This window comes from Janthinobacterium sp. EB271-G4-7A, assembly GCF_020858075.1.
In the GTDB taxonomy this organism is placed as follows: domain Bacteria; phylum Pseudomonadota; class Gammaproteobacteria; order Burkholderiales; family Burkholderiaceae_D; genus Janthinobacterium; species Janthinobacterium lividum.
In genome coordinates this window covers 2,362,460-2,386,826 of record NZ_JACYMI010000001.1, presented here as the reverse complement: position 1 = coordinate 2,386,826, position 24,367 = coordinate 2,362,460, and the positions used below count along the sequence as shown (strand labels likewise).

Genomic DNA, 24,367 nt, shown 5'->3' with positions numbered 1-24,367 from the left:
AGTGCATCAGAAATGGCCAGGGCTAGGCGCGCCGCCGAAGACAGTACGCGAGTACGGCGAGGCGGTGCAACAACGCCATGGACATTTCTGATGTGCTCACATCCCGTACTGAGTCATCCTGGAGAAGCTATACATGCCCGCACCGATCATCCCCCTTGACGCCAACAAGGACGATCACGACGACCTGGTATTCCTCGATGAGCAACCAGCGCCGCCGCTGGCCGTCGCACCGCGCAGCGTCTGGCGGGTGATGATCATCGACGACGATGAAGACGTCCACTCCACCACCACTTTCGCCCTGGGCAACCTGGAAATGCAGCACCGCCCGCTGGAATTCGTGCATGCGTATTCGGCCGGCCAGGCGCGCGAACTGCTCAAGCATGAAGACGACATCGCCGTCATCCTGCTCGACGTGGTGATGGAACAGGATGACGCGGGCCTGCACCTGGTGCGCTACATCCGCGAAACCCTCAAGATGACGGACGTGCGCATCATCCTGCGCACGGGCCAGCCCGGCTACGCGCCGGAAATCGACGCCATCCGCGATTTCGACATCAACGACTACAAGACCAAGTCCGAATTGACGCGCATCAAGCTGTTTACCACGGTGACGGCCGCCATCCGCTCGTACGAGCAGATCCGTTCGATCAGCAGCAGCCGGCGCGGCCTGGACCGTATCGTCCACGCCAGCACGCAGCTGATGGCGCTGCATGGCGTGCAGAATTTCTCGGCCGGCGTGCTGGCGCAGATCGCCGACCTGCTGGGCATCCGCGCCGACGGCGTGCTGTGCGTGCAGGACTTGCAGGACAACGGTTCGCGGGAACTGCTCGTCTCGGCCTGCACGGGCAGCTTTTCCAGCTTGCCGCACAGCGCCCTGTGCGGCCTGCAAAATCCCCGCGTGATGGCCGCCATCGAACACACGCTGGCGCAACGGCGCAATGTGTACGCGCATGACTACGCCACCCTGTACTTCGCGGGCAAGGCCAGCCGCGACGCGACCGCCTACCTGGTGCTGCCGCGCCCCCTCTCGGCCATCGATGAAAGCCTGCTGGAAGTCTTCTGCAGCAACGTCGCCGTGGGCCTCGACAACGTCGAGCTGGTGTCGCACCTGCACAATGCCGCCTTCTACGATCAATTGTCGAAGCTGCCCAACCGCACGCGCCTGGTGGAGATCCTCGACGCCACCCTGGCCGGCCCCGCGCGCGACGACGCCACCCTGTCGCTGGTCGACCTCGACCATTTTGCCGAGACCAACGACGCGCTGGGACACCAGTTCGGCGACATGCTGCTGGTCGCCGTGGCCGGACGCCTGCAAACCCAGCTGGGCCCCCACCTGACGGTGGCGCGCCTGGGCGGCGACATCTTTTGCGTGCTGGGCGACTCTTCGCAAGTCAACCCAAGCAAGATCCTGGCCCTGTTCCAGGCGCCGTTCTGCATCGATGGCCAGGACGTGCAGCTGTCCGCCACCCTGGGCCTGGTACGGCTGGGCGAGCATGCGGGCACGGGCGCCGACGCGCTGAAGGATGCCGATATCGCCCTGAAACGGGCGAAAAGCCAGCAACGCGCCGGGCACTTCTATTTCTCGCGCAGCATGGGCATCGAAATCCGCGAACGGGTGCGCATGATGCATGCGCTACGCACGGCCTTCAGCCAGGACCAGCTGTTTGTCGTGTATCAACCGCAGATCGACCTGACCACGCGCCGCCCCGTGGGCGCCGAAGCGCTGCTGCGCTGGCAGACGCCGGACGGCAAGTTCATCTCGCCCGACCGTTTCATCCCGATTGCCGAGTATTCGGGCATCATCATCGACCTCGGCGAATGGGTGCTGCGCACGGCTTGCCGCGAACTGGTGCTGCTGCGCGAGCAGGGCCACCGCAATTTCGTCATGTCCGTCAACGTGTCGCAAGTGCAGTTCCGCCACCCGCTGTTCCTGGAAATGCTGCGCGCGGCGCTGGAAGAGACGCAGGCCCCGCCCGAATTCATCGAACTGGAAATCACGGAATCGATGGCCATGGAAGAGCCGGACCTGCTGATCAAGATGCTGTGGCAGATCAAGCAGACGGGCGTGAGCATCGCCATCGACGACTTCGGCACGGGCTTCTCGTCCCTGTCCTACCTGCAACGCCTGCAAGTCGACCGCCTGAAGATCGACCGTGCGTTTGTGACGGAAATCACGGGATCGGCGCGCGGCAGCAGCATCGCCGAAATGGTCATCCAGCTGGGCCGCAACCTGGGCCTGGCCGTGATCGCCGAAGGCGTGGAAGACGAGCGGCAGGCACAAATCCTGCAGGCGCTGGGCTGCCCCATGGCGCAAGGCTTTTTGTTCGCCCGCCCGATGACGGCCACGGCGCTGGGCACCTGGCTGAACAACGAAGCGCTGCAGGGCGCGGCATAGACCTCACCCTGAATAGCCAATACAAAACGCCGGCAGATGCCGGCGTTGTTTTTACTGCATGAGCAAAACTTAGTCGGTGGTTTCGGCCGGCCAGTCGCGGATGTAGGCCTTGAGCATCTGGTTTTCAAAGCTTTGCGCTTCCAGCACGGCACGCGCCACGTCGTAGAAGGAAATGACGCCCAGCAAGGTCTTGGCGTTCATGACGGGCAGGTAGCGCGCATGTTTTTCCAGCATGATGCGGCGCACTTCATTGACTTCCGTATCGGGGGTCACGGTGATCGGGTGGTCATCCATGTGCTTGCGCACGGTGCCGCCGCCGATCTGGCCCGCGTTTTCATGCAGCGCGTTCAACACTTCGCGGAAGGTCAGCATGCCGACCAGGTCGCCAAATTCCATGACCACCAGCGAACCGATGTCTTTTTCAGCCATGGTATTGGCCGCGTCAAGCAGGGGCTGGTCAGGCGTGACCGTGTAGAGGATATTGCCCTTGACTTGGAGAATTTCAGATACTTTCATATTGGCCGTCCTGTCCGCGTGATTGGTATTTTAGTTATTCTAGCCCTTACTGCGACTGTAGCCTATGCCTGCGGAAAAATCCAGCCTTGCGCGCAATCAAATCGAGGGGGATTGCGCGCCCTTTGCATCACGTTCTGCGGCGGAACCAGCCGGCGATGGACAGGCGCTCGCGCGCCGTCGGCAATACTTCGTGCAGCATCTCGCCCGACATGAACATCGCCATGCGGCCCGCTTGCGGCAAGACGTCCACCACGGGCCGGCCCTGCGGATGCAGGCGCAGCGCGCCGCCGTGCTCGGGCAGCCAGTCGTCGTTCAGGTACAGCACGACGGACACCGTGCGCTTGTCGTCGTCGCGGAAACGGTCCAGATGGGCCCGGTAAAAGGCGCCCGGCGCGTAGAGGGCAAAATGGCTTTCGTACTCTTCCAGTCCCAAGAACAGCTCACGGTTGAGCATGCAACGCAGCGCTTCCATCTGTTCCAGGTAGCGGTCGCAAGCGGCTGAGCGGCCCGTTTCCAGCCATTCGATATGGTCGCCGCGGATGTCCGGCTGCAGCAGCGGCGCATGGCCGCTGCCTACGCCGGCGCCCTTCATCTTGCCGCTGAGCATGGATTGCACGCATTCGGCGGCCAGCTGGCGGCTCAGTTCGGGGGAGATGAAATGCTCTTGCATGAGCAAGCCTGCCTGGCACAGGCCGTCGACGATAGAGGGTCCGGGAACGGCAAGGGAGCCGTCGAACGATGTTACGGGCATAAAATCTTTCCTGGTGGACATGCGATGAGAGTTCGCCTGAAGCCCAGGATTTCGCTTGCACGCAGCAGCCTCTCCTGCGGCGCGGCGCACGCGCGCAGGTAAAACAGCCCGAATATCGCTGATCCGGTATCCTACCACCGCCGTGCCGCGCCGGTCACTTTTTTTACACTTCAGGTTACACGCGCAGCCAGCCAGCACGGCGCCATGCGCCCTGCACAGGAGCTCTTTTGCTCGGCTGCAAATCAGGTTACGATCTTGCCACTATAAAACTTGGCGGAGACACCATGAGCGGCCCGAAATACCCCGGTTTCGATACTTTATCCCTGCACGCGGGCGCCGCGCCCGACCCGGCCACGGGCGCGCGCGCCACGCCCATCCATTTCACGTCCTCGTTTGCCTTCAAGAGCTCGGAGCATGCGGCCTCGCTGTTCAATATGGAGCGGGCCGGCCACGTGTATTCGCGCATCTCGAATCCCACCAACGCCGTGCTGGAAGAGCGCATCGCCGCGCTCGAAGGGGGTGTGGCCGGCATCGCCACGGCCAGCGGCCAGGCTGCCATGCACCTTGGTTTATGTACCATCGCCGGCGCGGGATCGCACATCGTCGCTTCGCGCGCCCTGTACGGCGGCTCGCACAACCTGCTGGCCTATACCCTGAAACGCTTCGGCATAGCCACCACCTTTGTCGATCCGCGCGACGTGGACGCCTGGCGCGCCGCCATCCGCCCAGATACAAAAGTGCTGTTTGCGGAAACCCTGGGCAATCCCGGCCTCGACGTGCTGGACATCCCGACCATCGCCGCCCTGGCGCACGAACACCAGTTGCCGCTGATGCTCGATTCGACGTTTACCACGCCGTATCTGCTGCGCCCCTTCGAGCATGGCGCCGACCTGGTGTTCCACTCGGCCACCAAATTCCTGTGCGGGCACGGCACGGCCATCGGCGGCCTGCTCATCGATGGCGGCACCTTCGACTGGCAGGCGGCGTATGACAGGACGGGTCGTTTCGCCGAACTGTGCGAACCGTATGAAGGCTTCCACGGCATGGTCTTTGCCGAGGAATCGACGGTGGCGCCGTTTGCCCTGCGCGCGCGGCGCGAAGGCTTGCGCGATTTCGGCGCCGTCATGAGCCCGCACAACGCCTTCGCCATCCTGCAGGGCATCGAAACCCTGGGCTTGCGCATGGACCGCCACGTGGCCAACACGCGCAAGGTGATTGACTTCCTGCTGGCCAATCCGGCCGTGGAATCCGTGTCCTATCCCGAACTGCCGTCGCATCCCGACTACAAACTGGCGAAAACCCTGCTGCCGAAAGGCGCGGGCGGCGTGTTCACCTTCCGCCTGCGCGGCGACCGCGCGGCGGGCCAGCGCTTTGTCGACAGCCTGAAGATCTTCTCGCACCTGGCCAATGTGGGCGACGCCAAGTCGCTCGTCATCCACCCCGCCTCCACCACGCATTTCCGCGTGCCCGACGATCAACTGGAACAGGCCGGCATCACACAGGGCACCATGCGTTTATCGGTAGGCCTGGAAGACGCCGATGATTTGATCGAAGACCTGGCCCGTGGCCTGAAACTGTCGCAGAAAGGCGCCTGAGATGCTGTTCACCATCGACAATACCGTCGCCTACTGCTACACGGGCGGCAAACCATACAACCCGGGCCAGCCGACGGCCGTCTTCATCCACGGCGCGCAGAACGACCATTCCGTGTGGGCCCTGCAAACGCGCTATTTTGCCCACCACGGCTGGAACGTGCTGGCCGTCGACTTGCCCGGCCACGGGCGCAGCCTGGGTACGGCCAAGGATAATGTCGCCGACCTGGCGCGCTGGATACTGGCCGTGCTGGACGCTGCCGGCGCGGCCAAGGCCATGCTGATCGGCCACAGCATGGGTTCATTGATCGCGCTGGAAGCGGCGCACCTGGCGCCGGAGCGCGTCAGCCACCTGGCCATGCTGGGTTCCACCTACCCGATGAAGGTCTCGCCGGCGCTGCTGGAAACGTCATTGAGCGATGAACAGGCGGCCATCGACATGGTCAATATCTGGTCGCATTCGTCGATCGCGCAAAAGCCGTCGTTTCCCGGCCCCGGCTTTTACGCCATGGGCGGCGCGCGGCGCTTGAAACAGCGCATCGCCGCCCTCAATCCCGATCACGTGTTTCACACGGATTTTTTTGCCTGCAATGCCTACGCGAACGGCGAAATCGCCGCCGCTTCGGTACACTGCCCGACTTTATTCATTTTCGGCGCGCGCGACATGATGACGCCGCCCAAATCGACCCGGCTGCTGACAGCGGCAATCGCGCATGGCACGGTGGTGCAGGTCGACAGCGGGCACGAATTGATGGCCGAGCAGCCCGACGCCGTGCTCGACGCGCTGTTTGCGTTTGCGCAAAGCACCCCGGCATGACGCCATGCCACGCACACTTTTTAGGATCGATGAATGATGTTGTTGAATACCCTGCTCGATGAATTGACTGGCCGAGGCAGCGGCACGGAAGATGAACGCTACGAACGCTATAAATGGCTGGAACAGCTGCGTTTCACCAACCCGCTGGCGGACGAAGGCGGCCCCATGGCCGGCATTCCGTACTACCAATGGTGCCGGCTGCCGCAGGCGCTGGTCGTGGCGGGCCAGCGCACGGATCTGCTGGTCGGCACCACGAGCGCCCTGTACCTGGTCTTCGAGGGCCGCCACGCGGCAGCCTTCGCGGCCGAACTGGGCCTGCAATACGACGCCAACAACCGCATCGACCGCCCCGGTGGCCTCGACGAGCTGCTCGACGCCTATGAAGAGCAGGCGGACGGCAGCTGGAACACCCTGCCGGATGAACCGCCAACGCCACCGCTGGCCGGCTGGGACGACGTGTACTTCCGCGTGCGCGACCTGAGCGACGGCAGGACCATCCAGAGCGTGACGACCATCGCCTACGAGAGCAGCCGCTTCCCTGGCTACACCCTGCTGGGCACGACCATGGTGGGCGTCGGCGCCATCATCCACGACGACGAAACGGCGCAGCATATGCAGCAAATCTTCGCCGACTGGGCCATCCAGCGCGATTGCGCCGCCACCTGCCCGGCTTCGTCCACGCCCTGGCCCCACACACCGCGCCAGGTGCCACCCTCCCCGTTCGACTTTAACCGCAACCTGGCTTACCTCGACGCCCTGCTGGCCGCCTATGTCCGCGCGCAGGCGCAGGCGGAAAACGACGGTGGCGACGCGGCCTACTGGGCGTGCGCGGCCGCCAGCACGGCTTACCAGGTCTTCTCGCTGCGCTACACGGCAGGCTTGCCTTTGCCTGACGTGGAAACGGCGCTGGAAGCGGCCGTTGCCGCCTGCGAAACGGCGCGCGCGGCCCTGGCCGAGGCCTACGATGACGACGCCTTGCCCGCCTTTGATTTCGAACAATTGACGGATTATGCGCGCACGCTGCAGCTGCTGGGCGCGACCCTGCTGTTCGGCCGCCACGACCTGGCCGCGCGCCTGACCGCCCTGCAAACGGCCTTCGATGGCGAAGATGGCGTGTACGAAGCGCTGTTGTCCGCCATCGATCCGCAGCGTCCCGCCGTCGACGAATGGTATTTCGCCGAGCCCTATTCGGCCCTGTACGAGTGCCTGGACGCGGACGATCCCGCGCAGCAGCTCGAGCACCTGCGGCATTACCTGGCTACCTGGCATGGCGCGCTGGTGCGCGAAGACTGGTTCAACGGCCATTTGCGTGCGCAGGGCCTGGGCGGCTATTACGGCCTGTGGGCCTTCGAGGCCGCCGCCGCGGCAAAGCAGCTGAGACTCGATCGCGGCGCGCTGGCGCACTGGGTCATGCCGCCGGCGCCCTGACCATCCAACATTTTGAACGAAGAGACATGATCAATACCGCAGCCCTGTTCAGCACCGCCTTTTTGCCCGGCCAGGCCGGCTTCGACACCGATACGATCACGGGCCTGGCCGAATGGCGGCTGGACACGCCGATGCTGTTCAAGCTGCTCGTCGGCGCCGGCGCGCAAGCCACCGCCTGGCCCATCTACGGCGATGGCGAGGACTGCCCCTGCGTGCTGGCCGCGCCAATGGTCCAGGCGCAAGCCAGCTGGCAAGCCTTGTCCGCCCTGATGGACAGGCCGCGCGACGCGGCCGCCATCGTCGCGCGCAGCGCCATCAGCACCCTGCTGGCGGGCGGCCAGCCGTGGCTGATCCTCGATTGCGTGCAGCTGATCCCGCACGATATCGGCACGCCGGAGTACGCGGCCGGGCTCGAGGGCCTGCGCGCCGAGGCGCAAGCCCTGCACCTTGCCCTGCAGCGTGGCGAGCGGGAAGCGCTGGCGCCCCTGCTGGCCGCCGGCGCCGCATCGCCCGCCACCGGCTACTGGTCGGCCACGGCCGTCGCGCAGCTGGCCGATGTCGAGGAACTCGCCGCGGACGAACTGCCTTTCCTGCAAGGCCTGGAAGTGGTGGGATGGGAGGAAGACGTGCTGTGCCATGAAGTGAGCGCCGCCGGCGAACCGGACGTCACCGGCCTGGTCACGCCCTATGGCCGCTGGATCGTGCCGCTGTCGCAGCGCTATGTCGACCTGGGCGTTTACTACGCGGACGATGGCTGGATCACCTTTGCCACGGCGGATGCCCCCGATGCGCACGGCGTGCTGGACCTCAACGGTACGGTGGTGCTGCCGCCCGCCCCCGGCGCCCTGTATGTGATCAGTCCTCATCTGTTGCAGCGGATCGATGCGGACGGCGCCAGCCGCCTGCTGCGCCTGCCCGATGGCGCGCTGCTCATCGACAGGGTGGACAACATATGCTTGCGCGAAGACGGCTTGATCGACATCGAACGCCAGACAGACCAGACAGACGATGACGAGAAGCACAATGTCTGCGGCGTGCTCGACAAGACAGGCAAGGTCGTGGTGCCGCCCGTCTACAGCTCCGTGCAGGATTTCGGCACGAAGAAAAAAATCGCCGTCGTCAGCCAGCGCATCGCCGGGCGCTTCCTGTTTGGCCTGGTCAATAGCCAGGGCGAGCTGCTGGCGCCCTGCCAGTACGAAGCCATCGACTGCGCCACCACCTCGTCGCCGCCCAAGCTGCGCAAGAACCTGATCTTCGCCATCGATGCGCAGGGGCTGGCCTGCATGCTGACACTGGATGGAAAACAGGTCTTCACGCCCCTGTATCCACCGGCCCACCATCTGCGCGGCGTGGCCGTGCAAAGCGATTTTTTATATGTGGTCAAGGATGGCATGGCCTGGAGCATGGATTTCACGGGCCAGCTGCTGGAACAGTTCGACACCGTGGAGAACTTCAAGGCAGCCATCACGGCGCAACTGAGCGAAGCCATGGGGCTGAGCAAAAAGAAACCCGTCAGGCGCCGCAGCTTTACGCCGCCGCAGATCCTGGCCAAGGCCGACCGCGAACAGTTGCGCGCCATGGCCGCCCTGCTCTTGCTGGGCGATGCGGAACTGGCCGCGCGCTGCGTGGACATCACTTTGGAAGAGCTGGCGGAGGACGACCCCGAAGAAGCATACGAAGGCGACACGCCCGAAGCGGCGTGCTTCTTCCTGCTCTGGTCCACGGCCGCCGATGCGCTGGGCCACGGCACCACCCTGGACTGGAAAGCCGTCGACGAAGTGCCGCGCATCGGCCAGCATATCGAACTGCCCGCGCTGCGGGACTTCCGCTGGACGGAGCGGGAAGATGACGACGCGATGGCCGAAGGCCTGGCCGCCATCGCCGCCCACCTGGCGCCGCATCAGCTGCGCCTGGTGAACGTGCACGGCGGCGAAGACACGTATTACCTGGGCGTGGTGCGCACGGAGGATGCGGAGGCGTTCAGCAAGCTGGCGCTGCAGGCGGCCTTGCGGCCCGTGCTGCTGTGAGTTTTCGGCCCCCGCTGCGCCACGCCACATCAATACAAGGAATCCATGCACGCGAAAAAATTCATCGATGATGTCGTCGCATCCAATGCGTCGCTGCTGGCGCTGTATGCGCAGGGAAGCCAGGGACAGACCCGGCTTGGCGCCCTGCTCGACGGACTGGCACTGGCCAATGGCCAGCGCGAGCAAGTCCTGGCCTTGATCAAGCTGGCGATCGATGACGCCACGTACCAGCTGGTGTGCGGCATCGAGGGCAGCGCCTCGCTCGGCGACAGCCAGCAGGATTACACGCTGCTCGACGAAGAGGGCAATACGCTGACGGGCGCGCTCGATGCGCTGCTATACGACCGGCTGGGCACCTGATCGCCCGTCAGGCGCAGCGCACTTCGCCGAAATGCTGGGCCAAAGTCAGGCCCAGCCCCTGCTCCACGGCGTTTTCCACTTGCGCCGCCAGGGCGGCCGCATCGATGGCCGCCTGGATATCGCGTTCATTGGTGGAACCGGCCGGATAGCCGGAGTTCACGCGCATGCCGCCGAAGACGAACAGCCGGTAGACGTCGGCCAGGCTGATGCGGTTGACATTGCCCAGCAAGACCCAGTGGTCGGAACTGTCGGCCACGCGCTTGCCCCACTGTACCCGCACGGCGCCTTCCACGTTGACTCTTCCCACCCAGCCCTGCTGCACCATCTTGTCGAGCAGGGTTTCCATTTCCTCGAAGCCCAGGCGCGTGCTGCGGCGGATCTCGGCCGCGCCCACCAGGGCCGAATCGGCGCAGTGGCAAGCCTGGTGCAGCACTTTCAAAATGGCGACAGCATCGACGAATTCGCTGCCCGGCACCGCTTCGTACCACCAGCGCTCATATTTCACGACGGGCAAGGCAGCCACCAGCAAGGCTCCCACGAGGGTGATCATCCAGCTCAGGTATATCCACACGAGGAACAGCGGCAAGGCGGCCAGTGCGCCGTAGATGCGTGAATAGGTGGGGAATTCCTGGATGAATTCGCCGAAGCCCCGCTTGGCCACCTCGAACGCCAGCGCCGCCAGCAGGCCGCCCCAGGCCGCGTCGCGCCAGTCCACGTCGCGGTTCGGCACGGCGATGTAGAGCAGGGTAAACGCCAGCATGGTCAGGCCGATCGACACCAGGGTATAGAACACGGTGCCGAGGAACGGCACGGCGCCCACCACGCCGCTGGTGGCGATGAAGACGCGCGAGGTCACCGTCAGCGACACGCCCACCAGCAAAGGCCCCAGGGTAACGATGGCCCAGTAGACCAGCAGGCGCTTGGTCCAGCGGCGCTCCTGGCGCACGCGCCAGATGCGGTTGAAGACGCGCTCGATCAAGCCCATCATGCCCACCGACGTGACAATCAGGGCACCGGCGCCGATGGCCGACAGGCGCGTGGCCTTCGAGGCGAACGTCGTCAGGTAGCCGAGGATGGTGTTCGATATGCCCTTGGGCATCACGCTTTGCACGAAATAATCTTCCAGCGCGTGGCGGAAGGTATTGAACAGGGGGAAAGTGGTGAAGATCGCCAGGGCCAGGGTGAGCAGCGGCACCAGCGCGAACACGGTGGCAAACGTCAGGCTGCCAGCCACTTGCGGCAGGCTTTCTTCGCGCACGCGGCGGCGCGCGAACTGCAGCAGGTCGCGCGTTTCGGACCACGTCAGGCCGCGCACGACGGCGAGCCCCATGCTCAAGGTGCGCCACAGGTATTGGAAGATGGGGAATATATATTTTGAAAACATGTGCTAAATCAGAACGGCGCCATGACAGCAGTCGTATCAGGCTGTAAAGCGCCCTATAATACCAATGATGAAGCCAACCAATCTGATTATTCTCGTATTGTTTTATTCACGCCATGGCGCCACGCGCCAGCTGGCCGAGTTGATAGCCCAGGGAGTGGAAAGCGTGCCTGGCTGCGATGCGCGCCTGCGCACCGTGCCCGCCGTCTCCACGGTGGCCGAAGCGACGGCGCCGGAAGTGCCGCCTGATGGCGCTCCTTATGTGGAACTGGAAGACTTGCAGGAATGCGCGGGCCTGGCCCTGGGGTCGCCCACGCGCTTCGGCAACATGGCCGCCGCCATGAAGTATTTCTGGGATGGCACGGCCAGCGACTGGCTGGCCGGCAGCCTGTCCGGCAAGCCCGCCTGCGTGTTCACGTCCACGGGCAGCCTGCACGGCGGCCAGGAATCGACCCTGCTGTCGATGATGATCCCCCTCTTCCACCATGGCATGCTGGTCATGGGCCTGCCCTACACGCATCCCGAGCTGATGACGACGTCCACCGGCGGCTCGCCCTACGGCGCCACGCACTGGTCGGGCATAGACGGCGACAAGGCCTTGAGCGAAGATGAAAAACGCCTGGCCATCGCCCTGGGCCGGCGCCTGGCGGAAAATGCCGCGAAACTGGCAGGCGCATGATGCACGGCGTACTGCACAAGTATTTCCACTGGGGCGCCATCGCCAGCCTCGTCACCCTGATCGTCTGGTGCGTGCTGTGGGAAACCGTGATCGCGCCGCTGCAGCCGGGCGGCTCCTGGGTCGTCCTGAAGGCGGCGCCCCTGCTCATCCCCCTGTACGGCGTCATCAAGCGCGACGTCTACACCCTGCAATGGTCGTCGATGGTGATCCTGCTGTACTTCACGGAAGGCGTGGTGCGCGGCTACAGCGACACGAACGCCACCTCGGCCCTGATGGCCTGGGGCGAGGCGGCCATCGTCTGCATCTATTTTGTCTGCGCCGTGCTGTATCTGCGCCCGTATAAAAAGGCGGCCAAGCGCATGGCCAGGGAACTGCTGGAAAAAGTGACTAAAGTGAGCATCAAGAAATGAGCGACAAGCCTATGACTGACCAAGCCGACTTCCTCGCCGCCTGCCGCGACCTGCTGGGCGACGCCTACGTCCTCACCCAGGACGCCGACACGGCGCCCTTCCTCACCGACTGGCGCGACAGGTTTACCGGCAAGGCCCTGGCCGTGCTGCGCCCTGCCACCGTGGAGCAAGTGGCCGGCGTGTTGCGCGCCTGCGCGCAATGGCAGGTTCCCGTCGTGCCGCAAGGCGGCAACACGGGCCTGGTGCTGGGCAGCATACCCGATGCGGCCGGCACGGCCGTCGTGCTGTCGCTGGCGCGCCTGAACGGCATCCGCGCGCTCGATCCCGTCAACCGCACCATCACGGTGGACGCGGGCTGCATTTTGCAAACCATCCAGGAAGCGGCCAGCGCCGCCGGCTGCCTGTTCCCCCTGTCGCTGGCGGCCGAGGGCAGTTGCACCATCGGCGGCAACCTGGCGACGAATGCGGGCGGCACGGCCGTACTGCGCTACGGCAATACGCGCGAGCTGTGCCTGGGCCTGGAAGTGGTCACGCCGCAGGGCGAAGTCTGGAGCGGCTTGCGCGGCCTGCGCAAGGACAATACCGGCTATGATTTGCGCGACCTGTACATCGGCGCCGAGGGTACTTTGGGCGTGATCACCGGCGCGGTCATGAAGTTGTATCCGCAGCCGAAAGCCTGCATCACGGCGCTGGCCGCCATGCCCTCGCCCGCCCATGCGCTGCGCCTGCTCTCGCTGATGCAGGACCATTGCGGCGCCAGCCTGACGGGTTTTGAATTGATGTCGCAGTATTGTTTGCAGCTGGTGGCGGAGCAGTTCCCGCAGCTGCCGCGCCCATTCGCCGAAGCGCACGGCCAGTATGTGCTGCTCGAACTGTCCAGCAGCCAGTCCGAGGCGCACGCCGTGGAATTGCTGGAAGCGAGCATCGGCGCGGCCCTGGAAAACGAGTTGATCGAAGACGCCGTCGTCGCCAGTTCCGTGGCGCAGTCCGAAGGACTGTGGCAGCTGCGCGAGCACATCCCGCTGGCGCAGGCGCAGGCGGGCAAGAACATCAAGCACGATATCTCGCTGCCGATTTCCCGCATCGCCGATTTCATCGGCATCACGGATGCAGCGCTGCAAAGCGCTTTCCCCGGCTGCCAGCTCGTGTGCTTCGGCCACCTGGGCGACGGCAACCTGCATTACAACGTGGCGCCGCCAGCCGGCATGACGGACCAGGATTTCCTGTCCAACCAGGACGCCATCAACCGCATCGTGCACGACCAGGTCCACGGCTTTGGCGGCTCGATTTCAGCCGAACACGGCATCGGCGCCCTGAAAAAGGACGACCTGGCCCGCTACAAGTCGCCGCTGGAACTGCAGCTGATGCGCGCTGTCAAACAGGCGCTGGACCCGCAGAACATCATGAATCCGGGGAAGATATTGTGAAGCCGTCGTCCCTCCTGCTATGCGCCATGGCCTTGCTGGCCGGTTCCGCCAGTGCGCAGGACGTCTATAAATGCGTGCAGGATGGCCAGACCAGCTACAGCGCCACGCCGTGCACGGCCGGTCAGCTGCAGATACTGGAAGTCCCCTCGCCCCCGCCTGCCGTCGACAAGGGCGCGGCCACGCGCCAGGAACGGGTGGCCAGCCAGATGGAAGCGGCGCGCAAGCAGCGCGAGAAGCTCGAAGACCAGGCCCGCGAACGGGCCGCCAAACAAAAGGATATGCACGAGAAGCATTGCGCTCAGCTGCGGCTGGAGCAGAAATGGGCGGCGCAGGATGCCGTCGGCGCCGGCGACAAGAACCGCGATGCGGCGCAACTGAAAGCGCGGCGCGCCGGCGAACGCCTGGCCGTCGAATGCCTGAATTGATTGCGCCGCTGGCCAGCCCGGCGACGACGCGCCTGCTGTCGCGCTGGCTGCTACTGGGCGAATGGCGCGCGCATCCCGTGCGCGCCCTCGTCGCCATCCTCGCCATCGCCATCGGCGTGTCGCTGGGCTTTGCCATCCATCTGATCAACGCGGCCGCCTTCAATGAATTTTCCACGGCCGTCAAAAGCCTGTCCGGCCAGGCCGATGTGCAGGTGGCGGGGCGCGAAGCGCTGTTCGACGAATCCATCTACCCGTGGCTGGCGCAGCGCGACGGCGTGGCCGTGGCCTCGCCCGTGCTGGAGCTGCAGGCTACGGTGGCCGGCAAGAAGGACGGCGGCCCGCTGCATGTCCTGGCGCTCGACGTCTTCCGCGCCGGCTTCATCTCGCCCGACCTGATCGGCGCGCCGGCCGAAGGCCAGCCATTCGACACCCTGGCCGACGACGCCCTGTTCTTATCGCCGGCCGCCCTGCGCTGGCTCAATGTGGCCGAAGGCGGACAGGTCGCCCTGCAATCGGGCACGGGCACGGTATCGCTGCGCGTGGCCGGTTCGCTGCAGCGGGCGCGCGCCGGCCAGCGCATCGCCGTGATGGATATCGGCGCGGCGCAGTGGCGCTTCGAAAAAACTGGCAAGCTGTCGCGCATCGATTTGAAACTGCGCCAGGGCGTCAACCGCGACGCCTTCCAGGCGGCTCTTTCCCGCGCGCTGGAAGCGCAATACCCGGGGCGTTTCCAGGTAGGCCAGCCCAATGACGAAAACCAGAATAGCCGCAACAATAACCTCAGCCGCGCCTACCGGGTCAACCTGACGGTGCTGGCCCTCGTCGCCCTGTTTACGGGTGCGTTTCTCGTGTTTTCCACGCAGGCCCTGTCCGTCATCCGCCGCCGCGGCCAGTTTGCGCTGCTGCGCGTGCTGGGCATGGAGCGGGGCCAGCTGCTGCGCCAGGTGCTGCTGGAGGGCGCCAGCCTCGGTATCGTCGGTGCTGCGCTGGGCATCGCCGGCGGCTATGCCATGGCGGCCGTGGCCCTGCGCTTCTTCGGCGGCGACCTGGGCGCCGGCTATTTCGCGGGCGTGCAGCCGCAGGTGCAGTTCACGCCCGTCGCCGCCTTCGTCTATTTCGCCCTGGGTCTCGGTGTCGCCTTGCTGGGCTGCGCCGCGCCCGCGCTGGAAGCGGCGCGCGCGGCCCCCGCCATCGCCCTGAAATCGGGCAGCGAGGAAGTCGTGACGACGCGCCTGGCGAAAACCTGGCCCGCGCTGGCATGCCTGTTGCTGGCCGGCGCCTTGACGTTCTTGCCGCCCGTGTTCGAGCTGCCCCTGTTCGGCTATCTGTCCATCGCGCTGCTGCTGATCGGCGCCATCGCCCTGATGCCGCAGCTGGCGGCCGTCGTCTTCCGCTTCCTGCAGCGCGCCTGGCTGCGCACGGAGACCAGCCTGCATGCGCCCGTGCGCAGCCTGACCCTGGCCCGCCTGGCGAACGCCTCGGGCCAGGCCGGCATCGCCCTCGGCGGCGTGCTGTCGAGTTTTAGCCTGATGGTGGCGATGGCCATCATGGTGTCGAGTTTCCGCGTTTCCGTCGACGACTGGCTGCTGCAGATCTTGCCGGCCGACGTGTATGCGCGCACGGCCGCCAGCGGCGGAACGGCCGGCCTGAATCCGCGCGAGCAGGCCAGCATCACCGCCCTGCCCGAGGTGGCCAGGGTGGACTTCCAGCGCGTGCGCTCGCTGTCGCTGGCGCCCGACCGCCCGAATGTGGCGCTGCTGGCGCGTCCCGTCAATCTGGCCGATCCGGGCAAGAGCATGGTGCTGGTGGGCGACACCTTGCCCGTGCCGGCAGGCGCGAAACCAGTCTGGCTGTCCGAAGCGGCGGCCGACCTGTATAACGTCAAGCCTGGCCAGCACATAGCCCTGCCGCTGGCGGGCGGCTTGCACACCTTCTTTGTCGCCGGCATCTGGCGCGACTATGCGCGCTCTTCCGGCGCCATCCAGATGCCGCTGGACGACTACCGCGCGCTGACGGGCGACCTCGATGTCAGCGATGCGGCCCTGTGGCTGGCCAAGGACGCCACCGGCGACGCGCTGCAACAGCGCCTGAAAAACCTGCCCTTTGGCGCCAGCCTGGAAGTGTCGAATCCTTCGGCCATCCGCGCCCTGAGCCTGCAGATCTTCGACCGCAGCTTCGCCGTCACGTATCTGCTGGAAGCCATCGCCATCGTCATCGGCCTGTTTGGCGTGGCCGCCACGTTCTCGGCCCAGACCCTGGCGCGCGCGCGCGAATTCGGCATGCTGCGCCACGTGGGCGTGACGCGCGGGCAAATCTTGTCCATCCTGGCGCTGGAAGGCGGCGCGCTGACGGCGCTGGGCATCGCCACCGGTTTCATCCTCGGCCTGTTGATCAGCTTTGTGCTGGTCTTCATCGTCAATCCGCAATCGTTCCACTGGACCATGCAGCTGCACCTGCCGTGGCCCTTGATCGCCACCGTGGCCGGCGCCCTGCTGACGGCAGCCGCCGCGACGGCGCTGATCGCAGGCCGCCAGGCGCTGTCCGCTGGCCCCATCCGCGCCGTCAGGGAGGACTGGTAATGCGCCTTGTTTTCATGTTGTCATTAGCGCTGGCGCTACCTGTGCTGGCCGCGCCGCCGGCCCTCGCCCCCGTCACGCCGCTGCCCGCCGGCCAGACCCTGCGCATGCCGCACGACTTCGGCGCCCATCCCGCGTACAAGACGGAATGGTGGTACGCCACGGGCTGGGTAAAAACCAGCGGCGGCGAACAACTGGGCTACCAGGTGACCTTCTTTCGCAGCGCCACGGCCACCGATGCGGACAACCCCAGCGCATTTGCGCCGAAACAGCTGATCATCGGCCACGCGGCCCTGTCCGACCCGAAAGTAGGCAAGCTGCTGCACGACGAGAAAAGCGCGCGCGAAGGTTTCGGCCTGGCCTACGCCAAGGTGGGCGACACGGACGTCAGACTCGATGACTGGCGCATGCGGCGGCAAGCGGACGGCAGCTACCGGGTCAGCCTGGCGGCGCGCGAATTCAATTTGCAGCTGACCCTGGCCCCCACCCAGCCCGTGCTGCTGCAGGGCCAAGGCGGCTACTCGCGCAAGGGCGCCCGGCCCGCGCAATCGAGTTACTATTACAGCAAGCCGCAGTTGCGCACGACGGGCACGATTGCGCGCGCGGGCGGCAAGCCGGAAGCCGTGACGGGCACCACCTGGCTCGATCACGAGTGGTCCAGCCAGGTGCTTGACGCGGATGCCAGCGGCTGGAACTGGATAGGCGCCAACCTCGATGATGGCGGCGCCCTGATGGCCTTCCAGATCCGCAGCAAGACAGGTGCTAAACTATGGGCACACGCGACATGGCGCGACGCGTCCGGTAAGATGACGCAGTTCGCGCCCGGCGACGTCGATTTCACGCCCACGCAGCTGTGGCGGTCGCCCCGCACGCAAGCCGAATACCCGGTCGCCACCGAGATCCGCACGGGTGCCACGCGCTGGCAGATCAAGCCGCTGCAGGCAGACCAGGAACTCGATTCGCGCCGCTCGACGGGGGCCGTGTACTGGGAAGGCGCCGTGACGGTGGAGCGCGGCGGCCAGCCGGTGGGCCGCGCCTACCTGGAAATGACGGGCTACGTGCAGCCGATGAAGTTATAAGCAGTACAAAATACAGTAAATACTAAGCGAAAAACAATGACAACCAGCACAGAAACAGGCAGTACGAGTACAGCAACCGCCGCAAGCACCGCACCGACTCCCGACACCGGCACCAGCCGCGAACTGAAAAAAGGCAGCCTGGCCGCCTTCAAGGGCTTGATGCCCTTTCTGACGCCGTACCGCAAGCAGTTCTTCCTGGCCGGTATCGCGCTGGTGGTGGCCGCCGCCTCGACCCTCGCCATTCCCGCCGCGTTCAAGCAGATGATCGACCTCGGCTTCGGCGGCGCGGCCGGTTCAAAAAGCATCCAGCACGTCGACCTGGTGTTCCTCGCCCTGTTTGGCGTGGCGTCCATCCTGGCGCTGGCCACGGCGGCGCGCTTCTATACGGTGTCATGGCTGGGCGAGCGCGTCACGGCCGACATCCGCAGCGCCGTGTACCGCCACGTCGTCACGCAAAGCCCCGCATTCTTTGAAACCACGCAGACGGGCGAAGTCCTGTCGCGCATCACCACCGACACGACCCTGATCCAGGCCGTGGTCGGCACCAGCATCTCCATGGCGCTGCGCAATGTGCTGCTGTTCCTGGGCGGCCTGGTGATGCTGTTCGTCACCAGCGCCAAGCTGGCCGGCATCATCATCGGCCTCCTGATCCTCGTCGTCGTGCCCATCATCGTCTTTGGCCGCCGCGTGCGCAAGCTGTCGCGCGATTCGCAGGACCGCATCGCCGACGCGTCGGCCATGGCCGGCGAAATCCTCAACGCCATGCCCACCGTGCAGGCGTTTACGCACGAGAAGATCGAATCGAAACGCTTCGGCGACTCCGTCGAAGGCGCCTTCATGACAGCCATGCGCCGCATCCGCGCCCGTGCCTTGCTGACCATGATCGCCATCCTGCTGGTCTTCGGCACCATCGTCTTCGTCTTGTGGCTGGGCGCGCGCGCCGTGCTGGAAGGCTCGATGACGGGCGGCGACCTGGGCCAGTTCATCCTGTACGCGTCCATCGTGGCCGGCGCCATCGGCGCCCTGTCCGAAGTGATGGGCGAAGCGCAGCGCGCCGCCGGCGCCACGGAGCGCCTGCTGGAACTGATGGCCGTGAAATCGGAAATCGCATCGCCGGCCACGCCGCTGCCGCTGCCCGCGCGCGCCGCGACTGGCGCCGCCCTGTCGCTTGACGATGTCATGTTCTCGTACCCGTCGCGTCCGGACACCCACGCGCTGGACCACGTCAGCCTCGACATCCGCGCCGGCGAAACCGTGGCCGTCGTGGGTCCGTCGGGCGCCGGCAAGACCACCCTGTTCCAGCTGTTCCTGCGTTTTTATGATCCGCAAAGCGGCAGCATCCGCCTCGATGGCGTGGACATCAAGCAGCTGGACCTGCACACCTTGCGCGACGCCATCGGCATCGTACCGCAAGATACGGTGATCTTCTCGGCCGACGCCATGGAAAACATCCGCTATGGCCGCGCCGGCGCCAGCGACGAGGAAGTCATCGCCGCCGCGAAGATGGCGGCCGCCCACGAATTCATCGAACGCCTGCCGAACGGCTACAAATCCTTCCTCGGCGAACGGGGCGTGCGCCTGTCCGGCGGCCAGCGCCAGCGCATCGCCATCGCCCGCGCCCTGCTGAAAAACCCGCCGCTGCTGCTGCTCGACGAAGCGACCAGCGCGCTGGACGCGGAATCGGAACGCCTGGTGCAAAAGGCGCTGGAAGCGGCCATGGTGGGCCGCACCACGGTCATCATCGCGCACCGCCTGGCCACCGTGCAGCGGGCCGACCGCATCATCGTCATGGAAGACGGCAAGATCGTCGAGACGGGCACGCACGCGTCGCTGGTGGCAATGAAAGGCATCTATGCCAACCTCGCGGCACTGCAATTTCATCACGCACAAATCAATTAAACAGAACCATCATGAACGCACTTTTCCACGCCAACCTGGGCATCACCGATTTCTGGACCTTTTTATTGGGGACGATCTTCATCGTCATCCTGCCCGGTCCCAATTCCATGTATGTGCTGTCGGTCGCCGCCCAGCGCGGCGTGCGGCCTGCCTACCAGGGCGCCTTCGGCATCTTCGCCGGCGATCTGATATTGATGGTGCTGTCGGCCTGCGGCGTGGCCTCGCTGCTGAAAGCCAGCCCGGCCCTGTTCTACGTGGTGAAATACATCGGCGCGGCCTACCTGGGCTGGATCGGCCTGCAGATGCTGATCGGATGCTGGCGCAAGCTGCGCGCGCCTGCGCCAGCCGACGGTGAAGCGGCGGCCGTCCCTGCCCCCGTCAAGGAAAGCGATCCATTCCGCAAGGCGCTGATCATCAGCCTGATGAACCCGAAGGCGATCCTGTTCTTCATCTCGTTTTTCATCCAGTTCGTCGACCCGGCCTTCCCGAACCCCGTGCTGTCCTTCATCGGCCTGGGCCTGATCTGCCAGGTGATCAGCTTTACCTACTTGACGGCCATCATCTTTGTCGGCGCGCGCCTCGCCGAGACCTTCCGCCGCCGTCGCCGCCTCTCGGCCGGCATGGGTGGCGGCGTGGGCGCCATGTTCATCGGCTTCGGCGCGAAGCTCGCCACGGCCACACTGTAAGGAATGACTGTGAACGAACTTGAGCTGCGCCAGCGCTGCCATACCGTCCTGCCTGGCCACCGCCAGCCCGCCCCAAGCGCCACCTTCGCCGCCATGGCCGCCTGGTGCGACGCCAACCATGTTGCGCACGACACCTATGGCGAAGGCGCGCTGATCGAACAGTTCGAGAACAAGATCGCCAGCCTGCTCGCCTTCGAGGCGGCCGTGTTCTGCATCACGGGCACCATGACGCAAGTGACGGCCCTGCGCCTGGCCTGCCAGGACCGGGGTTCGCCCCTGGTGGCGCTGCACCCGACCTCACACATCCTGCGCCACGAACGGGGTAATCATGAATTGCTCGAGCACTTCAAGGGCTTGATGCTCGGCGACCCGCACCGCCCGTGGACGGTGGACGACTTGCGCGCCGTGCCCGATGCGCTGGGCGCCGCGCAGGTCGAGTTGCCGATGCGGGAAATCGGCGGCCAGTGCCCATCGTGGGATGAATTGAATGACATCAAGCGGCACTGCCGCGAGCACAACATCCATTTGCACATGGATGGCGCGCGCCTGTGGGAAGCACAAGCCGGTTTCGGCCAATCCCTGCCCGCCATCTGCGATGGCTTTGATTCCGTGTACGTGTCGCTGTACAAGGGCATCGGCGGCCTCGGTGGCGCCATGCTGGCCGGCAGCCGCCCGTTCGTCGAGCGGGCGCGCGAGTGGTTCCGCCGCCAGGGCGGCAATATCGTGCACCGCACGCCGTACGTGGTGGCCGCCGCCATGCAGTTCGACGCGCGCCTGGCCGCCATGCCGCAGTATTTTGCACGCACACAGTGGCTGTACGCGCTGCTGCGCGACTTCCCGTCGATTGCCGTCAATCCCGCCCAGCCGCAAGCGAACATGCTGCACCTGCACCTGCCCGTCTCGCGCGAGCGGGCCATCGCCATCCGCAATCAGCTGGCCGAAGACCACGGCATCTGGCTGTTCGGCCGCGCCAGCCACGCAGCGCTTCCCGGGCGCAGCGTGGTGGAATGGTATGTGGGAGACCAGTTGCTGGAACTGCCGGACGACACCGTGCGGCTGGCCCTGACCTTGCTGGATCAGGCCATGCGCAAGGCGCCCGACGCCCGCTGAACGGGCCGCAGACGCGCTAGCTGCACAGCAGCGCCTGCAACTGGCTGGCCTGGCCGGGGTAGCGGCTCATGTCGACGGGCCCGCTGATGCCGCGCACGGCCCCCGTACTCGCGTACTGCCAGAAGGTATAGCTGCTGCTGCCGGCAGGAACGGTGGGGCTGGGCCCGGACGTGTAATGGGCGATCCACAGTGGATGGGCGAGAAACGGCGCAAACGAACCCACGCAGCTGTTCCAGAAACCGGCGACCGTGTAGATGCCGGGCGTGCAGCCCAGCCTGTCGCCGACCTGCTGCAGCCACTGTGCGACGGCGGCCGCATAAGCGGGCTGGTCCAGCCCCGGCTGTTCCACGTCCAGCATGGGCGGCAATTCGCCCTTGACGCTGCCCACCGCATTGCAAAAGTTGGCAACCTGGACCGCTACCGGTTCGGTGGGCGAGAAAAAGTGATACGCGCCGCATAACAGGCCCGCCGCCGTGGCGCCCGCCCGGTTGCGGAGGTAGTCGCTATCGACCACCGTGCCCCCTTCCGTGGCTTTCAGATAGATGAAAGCTGGCGCAGCGCCGCCGTAAGCCACTGTGGGCCAGTCGATGGCGCCGTTGTAGTGCGATACATCGATGCCTTGCAAAAAGTCTGCCATGCCGTGCTCCTGCCAGTGAAAATGAATGACCTTGCCGTGGCTACGCCGGAAATGGGAGCCGCGCGCCCATACCGTAGGTGAACTTGATCAGATAGCTGACGTCGGCGCTTTTCGGCTGCGCATCGGACGGCAAGGGTCCCGCGCCCTGGCCCGGCTCCGCGCGCGCACCGACGCCGCCATCGTGGCCACGCAGGAAACAGCCCCGGTAGTCGGGCAGCTGAAATTGCCCTCCAGAACCGCCATACAGATACCCGAGCGCCGCATACAGCTCTGGATACGACGCGCTGTCGAGCATGCGTCCGTCGCACAGCATCCAGCCCCAGGCTTCGATGGTAGCGCCGGCGGTAGCGCCCGCAAAGGCGATCACCGTGCCGACGGGCGTATCACCAAAGCCAGGCCGCAGGGGAAATTGCGGCGGCGCATGAAATGGAGCGCTCATGACGCCAGCATCCCGCCGCGTGGGGCGCGGGGCCACGGCAATGGATTGGCAGACTCTGCGGGAACGGCCAAGTGTTCCGCTTCTTTACTGTCACTTTGATCGGTATCAAATCGCATTGCTTGCCCTTGTGGTTTTCGTGTCAATAATGGCGTACATCACGCTTTATTATAATGATGAATTAACATTTTCGAAAAGCAAGTTTAATTCTGCATGGCACAAAAAAAAGCGCCCGAAGGCGCTTTTTTCATTTCATGGCGGCCGGGTTGGCCGCCACTACCTGCTTAGAACTTGTAGTTGTAAGCGAGACCGATCAACTGCATGCGGGTCTTGAACAGGCCCTTGGTGGTTTCACCGTTGCCGGTGCAGCCAGGGGTCACCGGCGAGCAGTCATTCTTGTAGTTGACAGTGGCATCCTTGAAGTCGATGAAGCTGTAAGCCAGGTCGAGCGAGGAATTGGCGTTCAGCTTCCAGTTCGCGCCGATCGAGTACTGCATGCGGTCGCTGTCCGGCAGCGCCGGATGACGCAGCTCGGCGCTGCGCACTGGCGCCTGGTCATGCGCGATACCGGCGCGCAGCAGCAGGTTTTCGCTGTACTTGTAGTTGGTGCCCAGCGACACGCGGTAGGTGTTCTTCCACTGCTGGCGGATGCGCTCCGGGCCTTCGGCCGTCGGCGGGAACTGGATGTCCAGGTTCTGCAGGCGCGAAGTGCGCGTCCAGGTAACGTCGCCCATCAGGGCCCAACGATCATCCATCTGATGGAAGGCGTTGACCGACAGGGTTTCCGGCGTGCGCACTTCCACCAGCGCCTTGGAATTGACCTTGTTCGATGCCTTGGCGATGAAGGCATTCACGGCGGCGTTGTCCGACACTTGCGAGAAGTCCCAGATCGTGTCGCCTTTCAGCTTGTGCGAAATCGACGAACGGTAGGAAATGCCGAAACGCGTGCCTTCATTCATCTGGTACAGATAGCCCAGGTTGAAGCCGAAGCCCCAGTCATCGCCATCCATCGAGGCATGGCCATCCTTGGCGCCCTTCAGTGCGGCGCCGGCTGCCTGCGCAGCGGCCAGGCCCTGCGTCTTGGCGATATTGGCCAGGAAGGCTTGCGACGCGGCTGGCGCGTGCTGGGCCAGGAAGGCCACGGAACCCGGCACGTCGACTGCCTGGCCCAGTTCCGCCTTCATGTGTTCAGCGGTGACGCCGAAACCGAAGGAGTGGTGTTCATTGACCTTGAAGGAAACGGAAGGATTCAGGGCGATGGCTTCGAGCTTGATGTTGGTGATCGCATAGCGGCCGCTCCAGTCATTGCCGTAGTCGAGCTTAGCGCCGTATGGCACGAACAGGCCCATGCCGACGGTCCATTGATCATTGACCTTCTTGCTGGCATACAGGGCTGGCGCAAAAACGGCGTCCGGCGCATAGTCCTTGGTCGTGCCGCCCGGCGTGCGGCCGGTGAACGTCCTCGAACCCGTGTCTTCATAGGTCGAATGCGGTACCACCAGGGTGCCGCCGCCCATGAACTGCGTGCCTTCCAGGCGCGACAGACCAGCCGGGTTGTAGAAAATGGTCGATGCATCGGCCGCTTCGGCGCCGCTGGCATCGGCCGTGCCTTGGGCGGAAACGCTTTGCGAACCGAAACGGTAGCCCGATGCTTGTGCGGTGGAGGAAATGCCAGCAAATGCGGCAACGATCAGGAGGGGCAGATATTTATGTTTCAAGTTAGTCTCTCTTTATTA

General features: G+C 65.0%; 21 protein-coding genes. 15 read left to right on the top strand and 6 right to left on the bottom strand.

What is annotated here, in order from left to right:
- Positions 1–133 precede the first annotated feature (133 nt).
- Positions 134–2,395 carry a putative bifunctional diguanylate cyclase/phosphodiesterase gene (locus IGS58_RS10790; RefSeq protein WP_230521332.1) on the top strand — a complete coding sequence of 754 codons (2,262 nt, stop codon included), beginning with the start codon at positions 134–136 and terminating at the stop codon, positions 2,393–2,395.
- A 69-nt stretch (positions 2,396–2,464) separates the two neighbouring features.
- Here IGS58_RS10790 and IGS58_RS10785 read toward each other — a convergent pair whose 3' ends face one another.
- On the bottom strand, positions 2,465–2,911 hold the full coding sequence (locus IGS58_RS10785; protein ID WP_010398828.1) for a CBS domain-containing protein: 447 nt from the start codon (positions 2,909–2,911) through the stop codon (positions 2,465–2,467).
- A gap of 127 nt (positions 2,912–3,038) precedes the next feature.
- Positions 3,039–3,662, bottom strand: a complete 624-nt coding sequence (locus IGS58_RS10780) for a 2OG-Fe(II) oxygenase (RefSeq protein WP_230521331.1) — start codon at positions 3,660–3,662, stop codon at positions 3,039–3,041.
- 284 nt (positions 3,663–3,946) lie between these two features.
- Here IGS58_RS10780 and IGS58_RS10775 point away from each other — a divergent pair, with 284 nt between their 5' ends.
- The 5 genes from IGS58_RS10775 to IGS58_RS10755 are packed head-to-tail and all read left to right on the top strand — an operon-like array spanning position 3,947 to position 9,886.
- A complete protein-coding gene (locus tag IGS58_RS10775) occupies positions 3,947–5,257 on the top strand; it encodes an O-acetylhomoserine aminocarboxypropyltransferase (protein WP_230521330.1) in 1,311 nt (436 codons plus the stop codon).
- Position 5,258: 1 nt separating this feature from the next.
- On the top strand, positions 5,259–6,071 hold the full coding sequence (locus IGS58_RS10770; RefSeq protein ID WP_230521329.1) for an alpha/beta fold hydrolase: 813 nt from the start codon (positions 5,259–5,261) through the stop codon (positions 6,069–6,071).
- A gap of 33 nt (positions 6,072–6,104) precedes the next feature.
- Complete coding sequence (locus IGS58_RS10765) at positions 6,105–7,499, top strand: PoNe immunity protein domain-containing protein (RefSeq protein ID WP_230521328.1); 1,395 nt, start codon at positions 6,105–6,107, stop codon at positions 7,497–7,499.
- Positions 7,500–7,525: 26 nt separating this feature from the next.
- Positions 7,526–9,526, top strand: a complete 2,001-nt coding sequence (locus tag IGS58_RS10760) for a DUF6630 family protein (protein WP_230521327.1) — start codon at positions 7,526–7,528, stop codon at positions 9,524–9,526.
- A gap of 45 nt (positions 9,527–9,571) precedes the next feature.
- Positions 9,572–9,886: a hypothetical protein gene (locus IGS58_RS10755; protein WP_230521326.1), complete on the top strand. Its 315-nt coding sequence runs from the start codon at positions 9,572–9,574 to the stop codon at positions 9,884–9,886.
- A gap of 7 nt (positions 9,887–9,893) precedes the next feature.
- Here the strand turns inward: IGS58_RS10755 and IGS58_RS10750 are convergent, their stop codons facing one another.
- Positions 9,894–11,270 carry a YihY family inner membrane protein gene (locus IGS58_RS10750; RefSeq protein ID WP_230521325.1) on the bottom strand — a complete coding sequence of 459 codons (1,377 nt, stop codon included), beginning with the start codon at positions 11,268–11,270 and terminating at the stop codon, positions 9,894–9,896.
- A gap of 67 nt (positions 11,271–11,337) precedes the next feature.
- Here IGS58_RS10750 and wrbA point away from each other — a divergent pair, with 67 nt between their 5' ends.
- Genes wrbA through IGS58_RS10705 form a run of 9 tightly spaced genes read left to right on the top strand, consistent with a single transcriptional unit; the run spans position 11,338 to position 21,558 of the window.
- Positions 11,338–11,946, top strand: a complete 609-nt coding sequence (wrbA, locus tag IGS58_RS10745; protein ID WP_070255883.1) for an NAD(P)H:quinone oxidoreductase — start codon at positions 11,338–11,340, stop codon at positions 11,944–11,946.
- Positions 11,946–12,356: a DUF2069 domain-containing protein gene (locus tag IGS58_RS10740; RefSeq protein WP_442908370.1), complete on the top strand. Its 411-nt coding sequence runs from the start codon at positions 11,946–11,948 to the stop codon at positions 12,354–12,356. Before wrbA ends, IGS58_RS10740 begins: the two co-directional genes overlap by 1 nt.
- 11 nt (positions 12,357–12,367) lie before the next feature.
- On the top strand, positions 12,368–13,783 hold the full coding sequence (locus IGS58_RS10735) for an FAD-binding oxidoreductase (protein ID WP_230521323.1): 1,416 nt from the start codon (positions 12,368–12,370) through the stop codon (positions 13,781–13,783).
- Positions 13,780–14,208 (top strand): DUF4124 domain-containing protein, encoded by a 429-nt coding sequence (locus IGS58_RS10730; protein ID WP_230521322.1) that lies wholly within the window; start codon positions 13,780–13,782, stop codon positions 14,206–14,208. The genes IGS58_RS10735 and IGS58_RS10730 overlap by 4 nt, the downstream gene beginning before the upstream one ends.
- On the top strand, positions 14,196–16,787 hold the full coding sequence (locus tag IGS58_RS10725) for an FtsX-like permease family protein (protein ID WP_230521321.1): 2,592 nt from the start codon (positions 14,196–14,198) through the stop codon (positions 16,785–16,787). The genes IGS58_RS10730 and IGS58_RS10725 overlap by 13 nt, the downstream gene beginning before the upstream one ends.
- Complete coding sequence (locus IGS58_RS10720) at positions 16,787–17,863, top strand: lipocalin-like domain-containing protein (protein WP_230521320.1); 1,077 nt, start codon at positions 16,787–16,789, stop codon at positions 17,861–17,863. Before IGS58_RS10725 ends, IGS58_RS10720 begins: the two co-directional genes overlap by 1 nt.
- Before the next feature lie 36 nt (positions 17,864–17,899).
- Complete coding sequence (locus IGS58_RS10715) at positions 17,900–19,762, top strand: ABC transporter transmembrane domain-containing protein (RefSeq protein WP_092605269.1); 1,863 nt, start codon at positions 17,900–17,902, stop codon at positions 19,760–19,762.
- Positions 19,763–19,773: 11 nt separating this feature from the next.
- Positions 19,774–20,448 carry a leucine efflux protein LeuE gene (gene leuE, locus IGS58_RS10710; RefSeq protein WP_092605271.1) on the top strand — a complete coding sequence of 225 codons (675 nt, stop codon included), beginning with the start codon at positions 19,774–19,776 and terminating at the stop codon, positions 20,446–20,448.
- A 9-nt stretch (positions 20,449–20,457) separates the two neighbouring features.
- Positions 20,458–21,558 (top strand): threonine aldolase family protein, encoded by a 1,101-nt coding sequence (locus IGS58_RS10705; RefSeq protein WP_230521319.1) that lies wholly within the window; start codon positions 20,458–20,460, stop codon positions 21,556–21,558.
- Between the two features lie 16 nt (positions 21,559–21,574).
- On the opposite strand, the gene IGS58_RS10700 is transcribed toward IGS58_RS10705, so the two are convergent.
- From IGS58_RS10700 to IGS58_RS10690, 3 genes are all read right to left on the bottom strand, one after another.
- The gene (locus IGS58_RS10700) at positions 21,575–22,195 is read right to left on the bottom strand and encodes a glycoside hydrolase family 25 protein (protein ID WP_070254230.1); all 621 of its coding nucleotides are present in this window, start codon (positions 22,193–22,195) and stop codon (positions 21,575–21,577) included.
- Between the two features lie 40 nt (positions 22,196–22,235).
- Positions 22,236–22,634 carry a phage tail protein gene (locus tag IGS58_RS10695; protein WP_070254229.1) on the bottom strand — a complete coding sequence of 133 codons (399 nt, stop codon included), beginning with the start codon at positions 22,632–22,634 and terminating at the stop codon, positions 22,236–22,238.
- Between the two features lie 281 nt (positions 22,635–22,915).
- Entirely contained in the window at positions 22,916–24,349 is a 1,434-nt protein-coding gene (locus tag IGS58_RS10690) for an OmpP1/FadL family transporter (RefSeq protein ID WP_034784427.1), read from the bottom strand.
- Between the last annotated feature and the right edge of the window lie 18 nt (positions 24,350–24,367).

What these genes read in the sequence shown, in the direction of transcription:
- IGS58_RS10770 (WP_230521329.1), top strand. Translation starts at nt 5,259, where the DNA reads ATGCTGTTCACCATCGACAATACCGTCGCCTACTGCTACACGGGCGGC.
- leuE (WP_092605271.1), top strand. Translation starts at nt 19,774, where the DNA reads ATGAACGCACTTTTCCACGCCAACCTGGGCATCACCGATTTCTGGACC.
- IGS58_RS10720 (WP_230521320.1), top strand. Translation starts at nt 16,787, where the DNA reads ATGCGCCTTGTTTTCATGTTGTCATTAGCGCTGGCGCTACCTGTGCTG.
- IGS58_RS10785 (WP_010398828.1), bottom strand. Translation starts at nt 2,911, where the DNA reads ATGAAAGTATCTGAAATTCTCCAAGTCAAGGGCAATATCCTCTACACG.
- IGS58_RS10695 (WP_070254229.1), bottom strand. Translation starts at nt 22,634, where the DNA reads ATGAGCGCTCCATTTCATGCGCCGCCGCAATTTCCCCTGCGGCCTGGC.
- wrbA (WP_070255883.1), top strand. Translation starts at nt 11,338, where the DNA reads ATGAAGCCAACCAATCTGATTATTCTCGTATTGTTTTATTCACGCCAT.
- IGS58_RS10715 (WP_092605269.1), top strand. Translation starts at nt 17,900, where the DNA reads ATGACAACCAGCACAGAAACAGGCAGTACGAGTACAGCAACCGCCGCA.
- IGS58_RS10790 (WP_230521332.1), top strand. Translation starts at nt 134, where the DNA reads ATGCCCGCACCGATCATCCCCCTTGACGCCAACAAGGACGATCACGAC.
- IGS58_RS10750 (WP_230521325.1), bottom strand. Translation starts at nt 11,270, where the DNA reads ATGTTTTCAAAATATATATTCCCCATCTTCCAATACCTGTGGCGCACC.
- IGS58_RS10780 (WP_230521331.1), bottom strand. Translation starts at nt 3,662, where the DNA reads ATGCCCGTAACATCGTTCGACGGCTCCCTTGCCGTTCCCGGACCCTCT.
- IGS58_RS10725 (WP_230521321.1), top strand. Translation starts at nt 14,196, where the DNA reads ATGCCTGAATTGATTGCGCCGCTGGCCAGCCCGGCGACGACGCGCCTG.
- IGS58_RS10700 (WP_070254230.1), bottom strand. Translation starts at nt 22,195, where the DNA reads ATGGCAGACTTTTTGCAAGGCATCGATGTATCGCACTACAACGGCGCC.
- IGS58_RS10755 (WP_230521326.1), top strand. Translation starts at nt 9,572, where the DNA reads ATGCACGCGAAAAAATTCATCGATGATGTCGTCGCATCCAATGCGTCG.
- IGS58_RS10735 (WP_230521323.1), top strand. Translation starts at nt 12,368, where the DNA reads ATGACTGACCAAGCCGACTTCCTCGCCGCCTGCCGCGACCTGCTGGGC.
- IGS58_RS10760 (WP_230521327.1), top strand. Translation starts at nt 7,526, where the DNA reads ATGATCAATACCGCAGCCCTGTTCAGCACCGCCTTTTTGCCCGGCCAG.
- IGS58_RS10775 (WP_230521330.1), top strand. Translation starts at nt 3,947, where the DNA reads ATGAGCGGCCCGAAATACCCCGGTTTCGATACTTTATCCCTGCACGCG.
- IGS58_RS10740 (WP_442908370.1), top strand. Translation starts at nt 11,946, where the DNA reads ATGCACGGCGTACTGCACAAGTATTTCCACTGGGGCGCCATCGCCAGC.
- IGS58_RS10765 (WP_230521328.1), top strand. Translation starts at nt 6,105, where the DNA reads ATGATGTTGTTGAATACCCTGCTCGATGAATTGACTGGCCGAGGCAGC.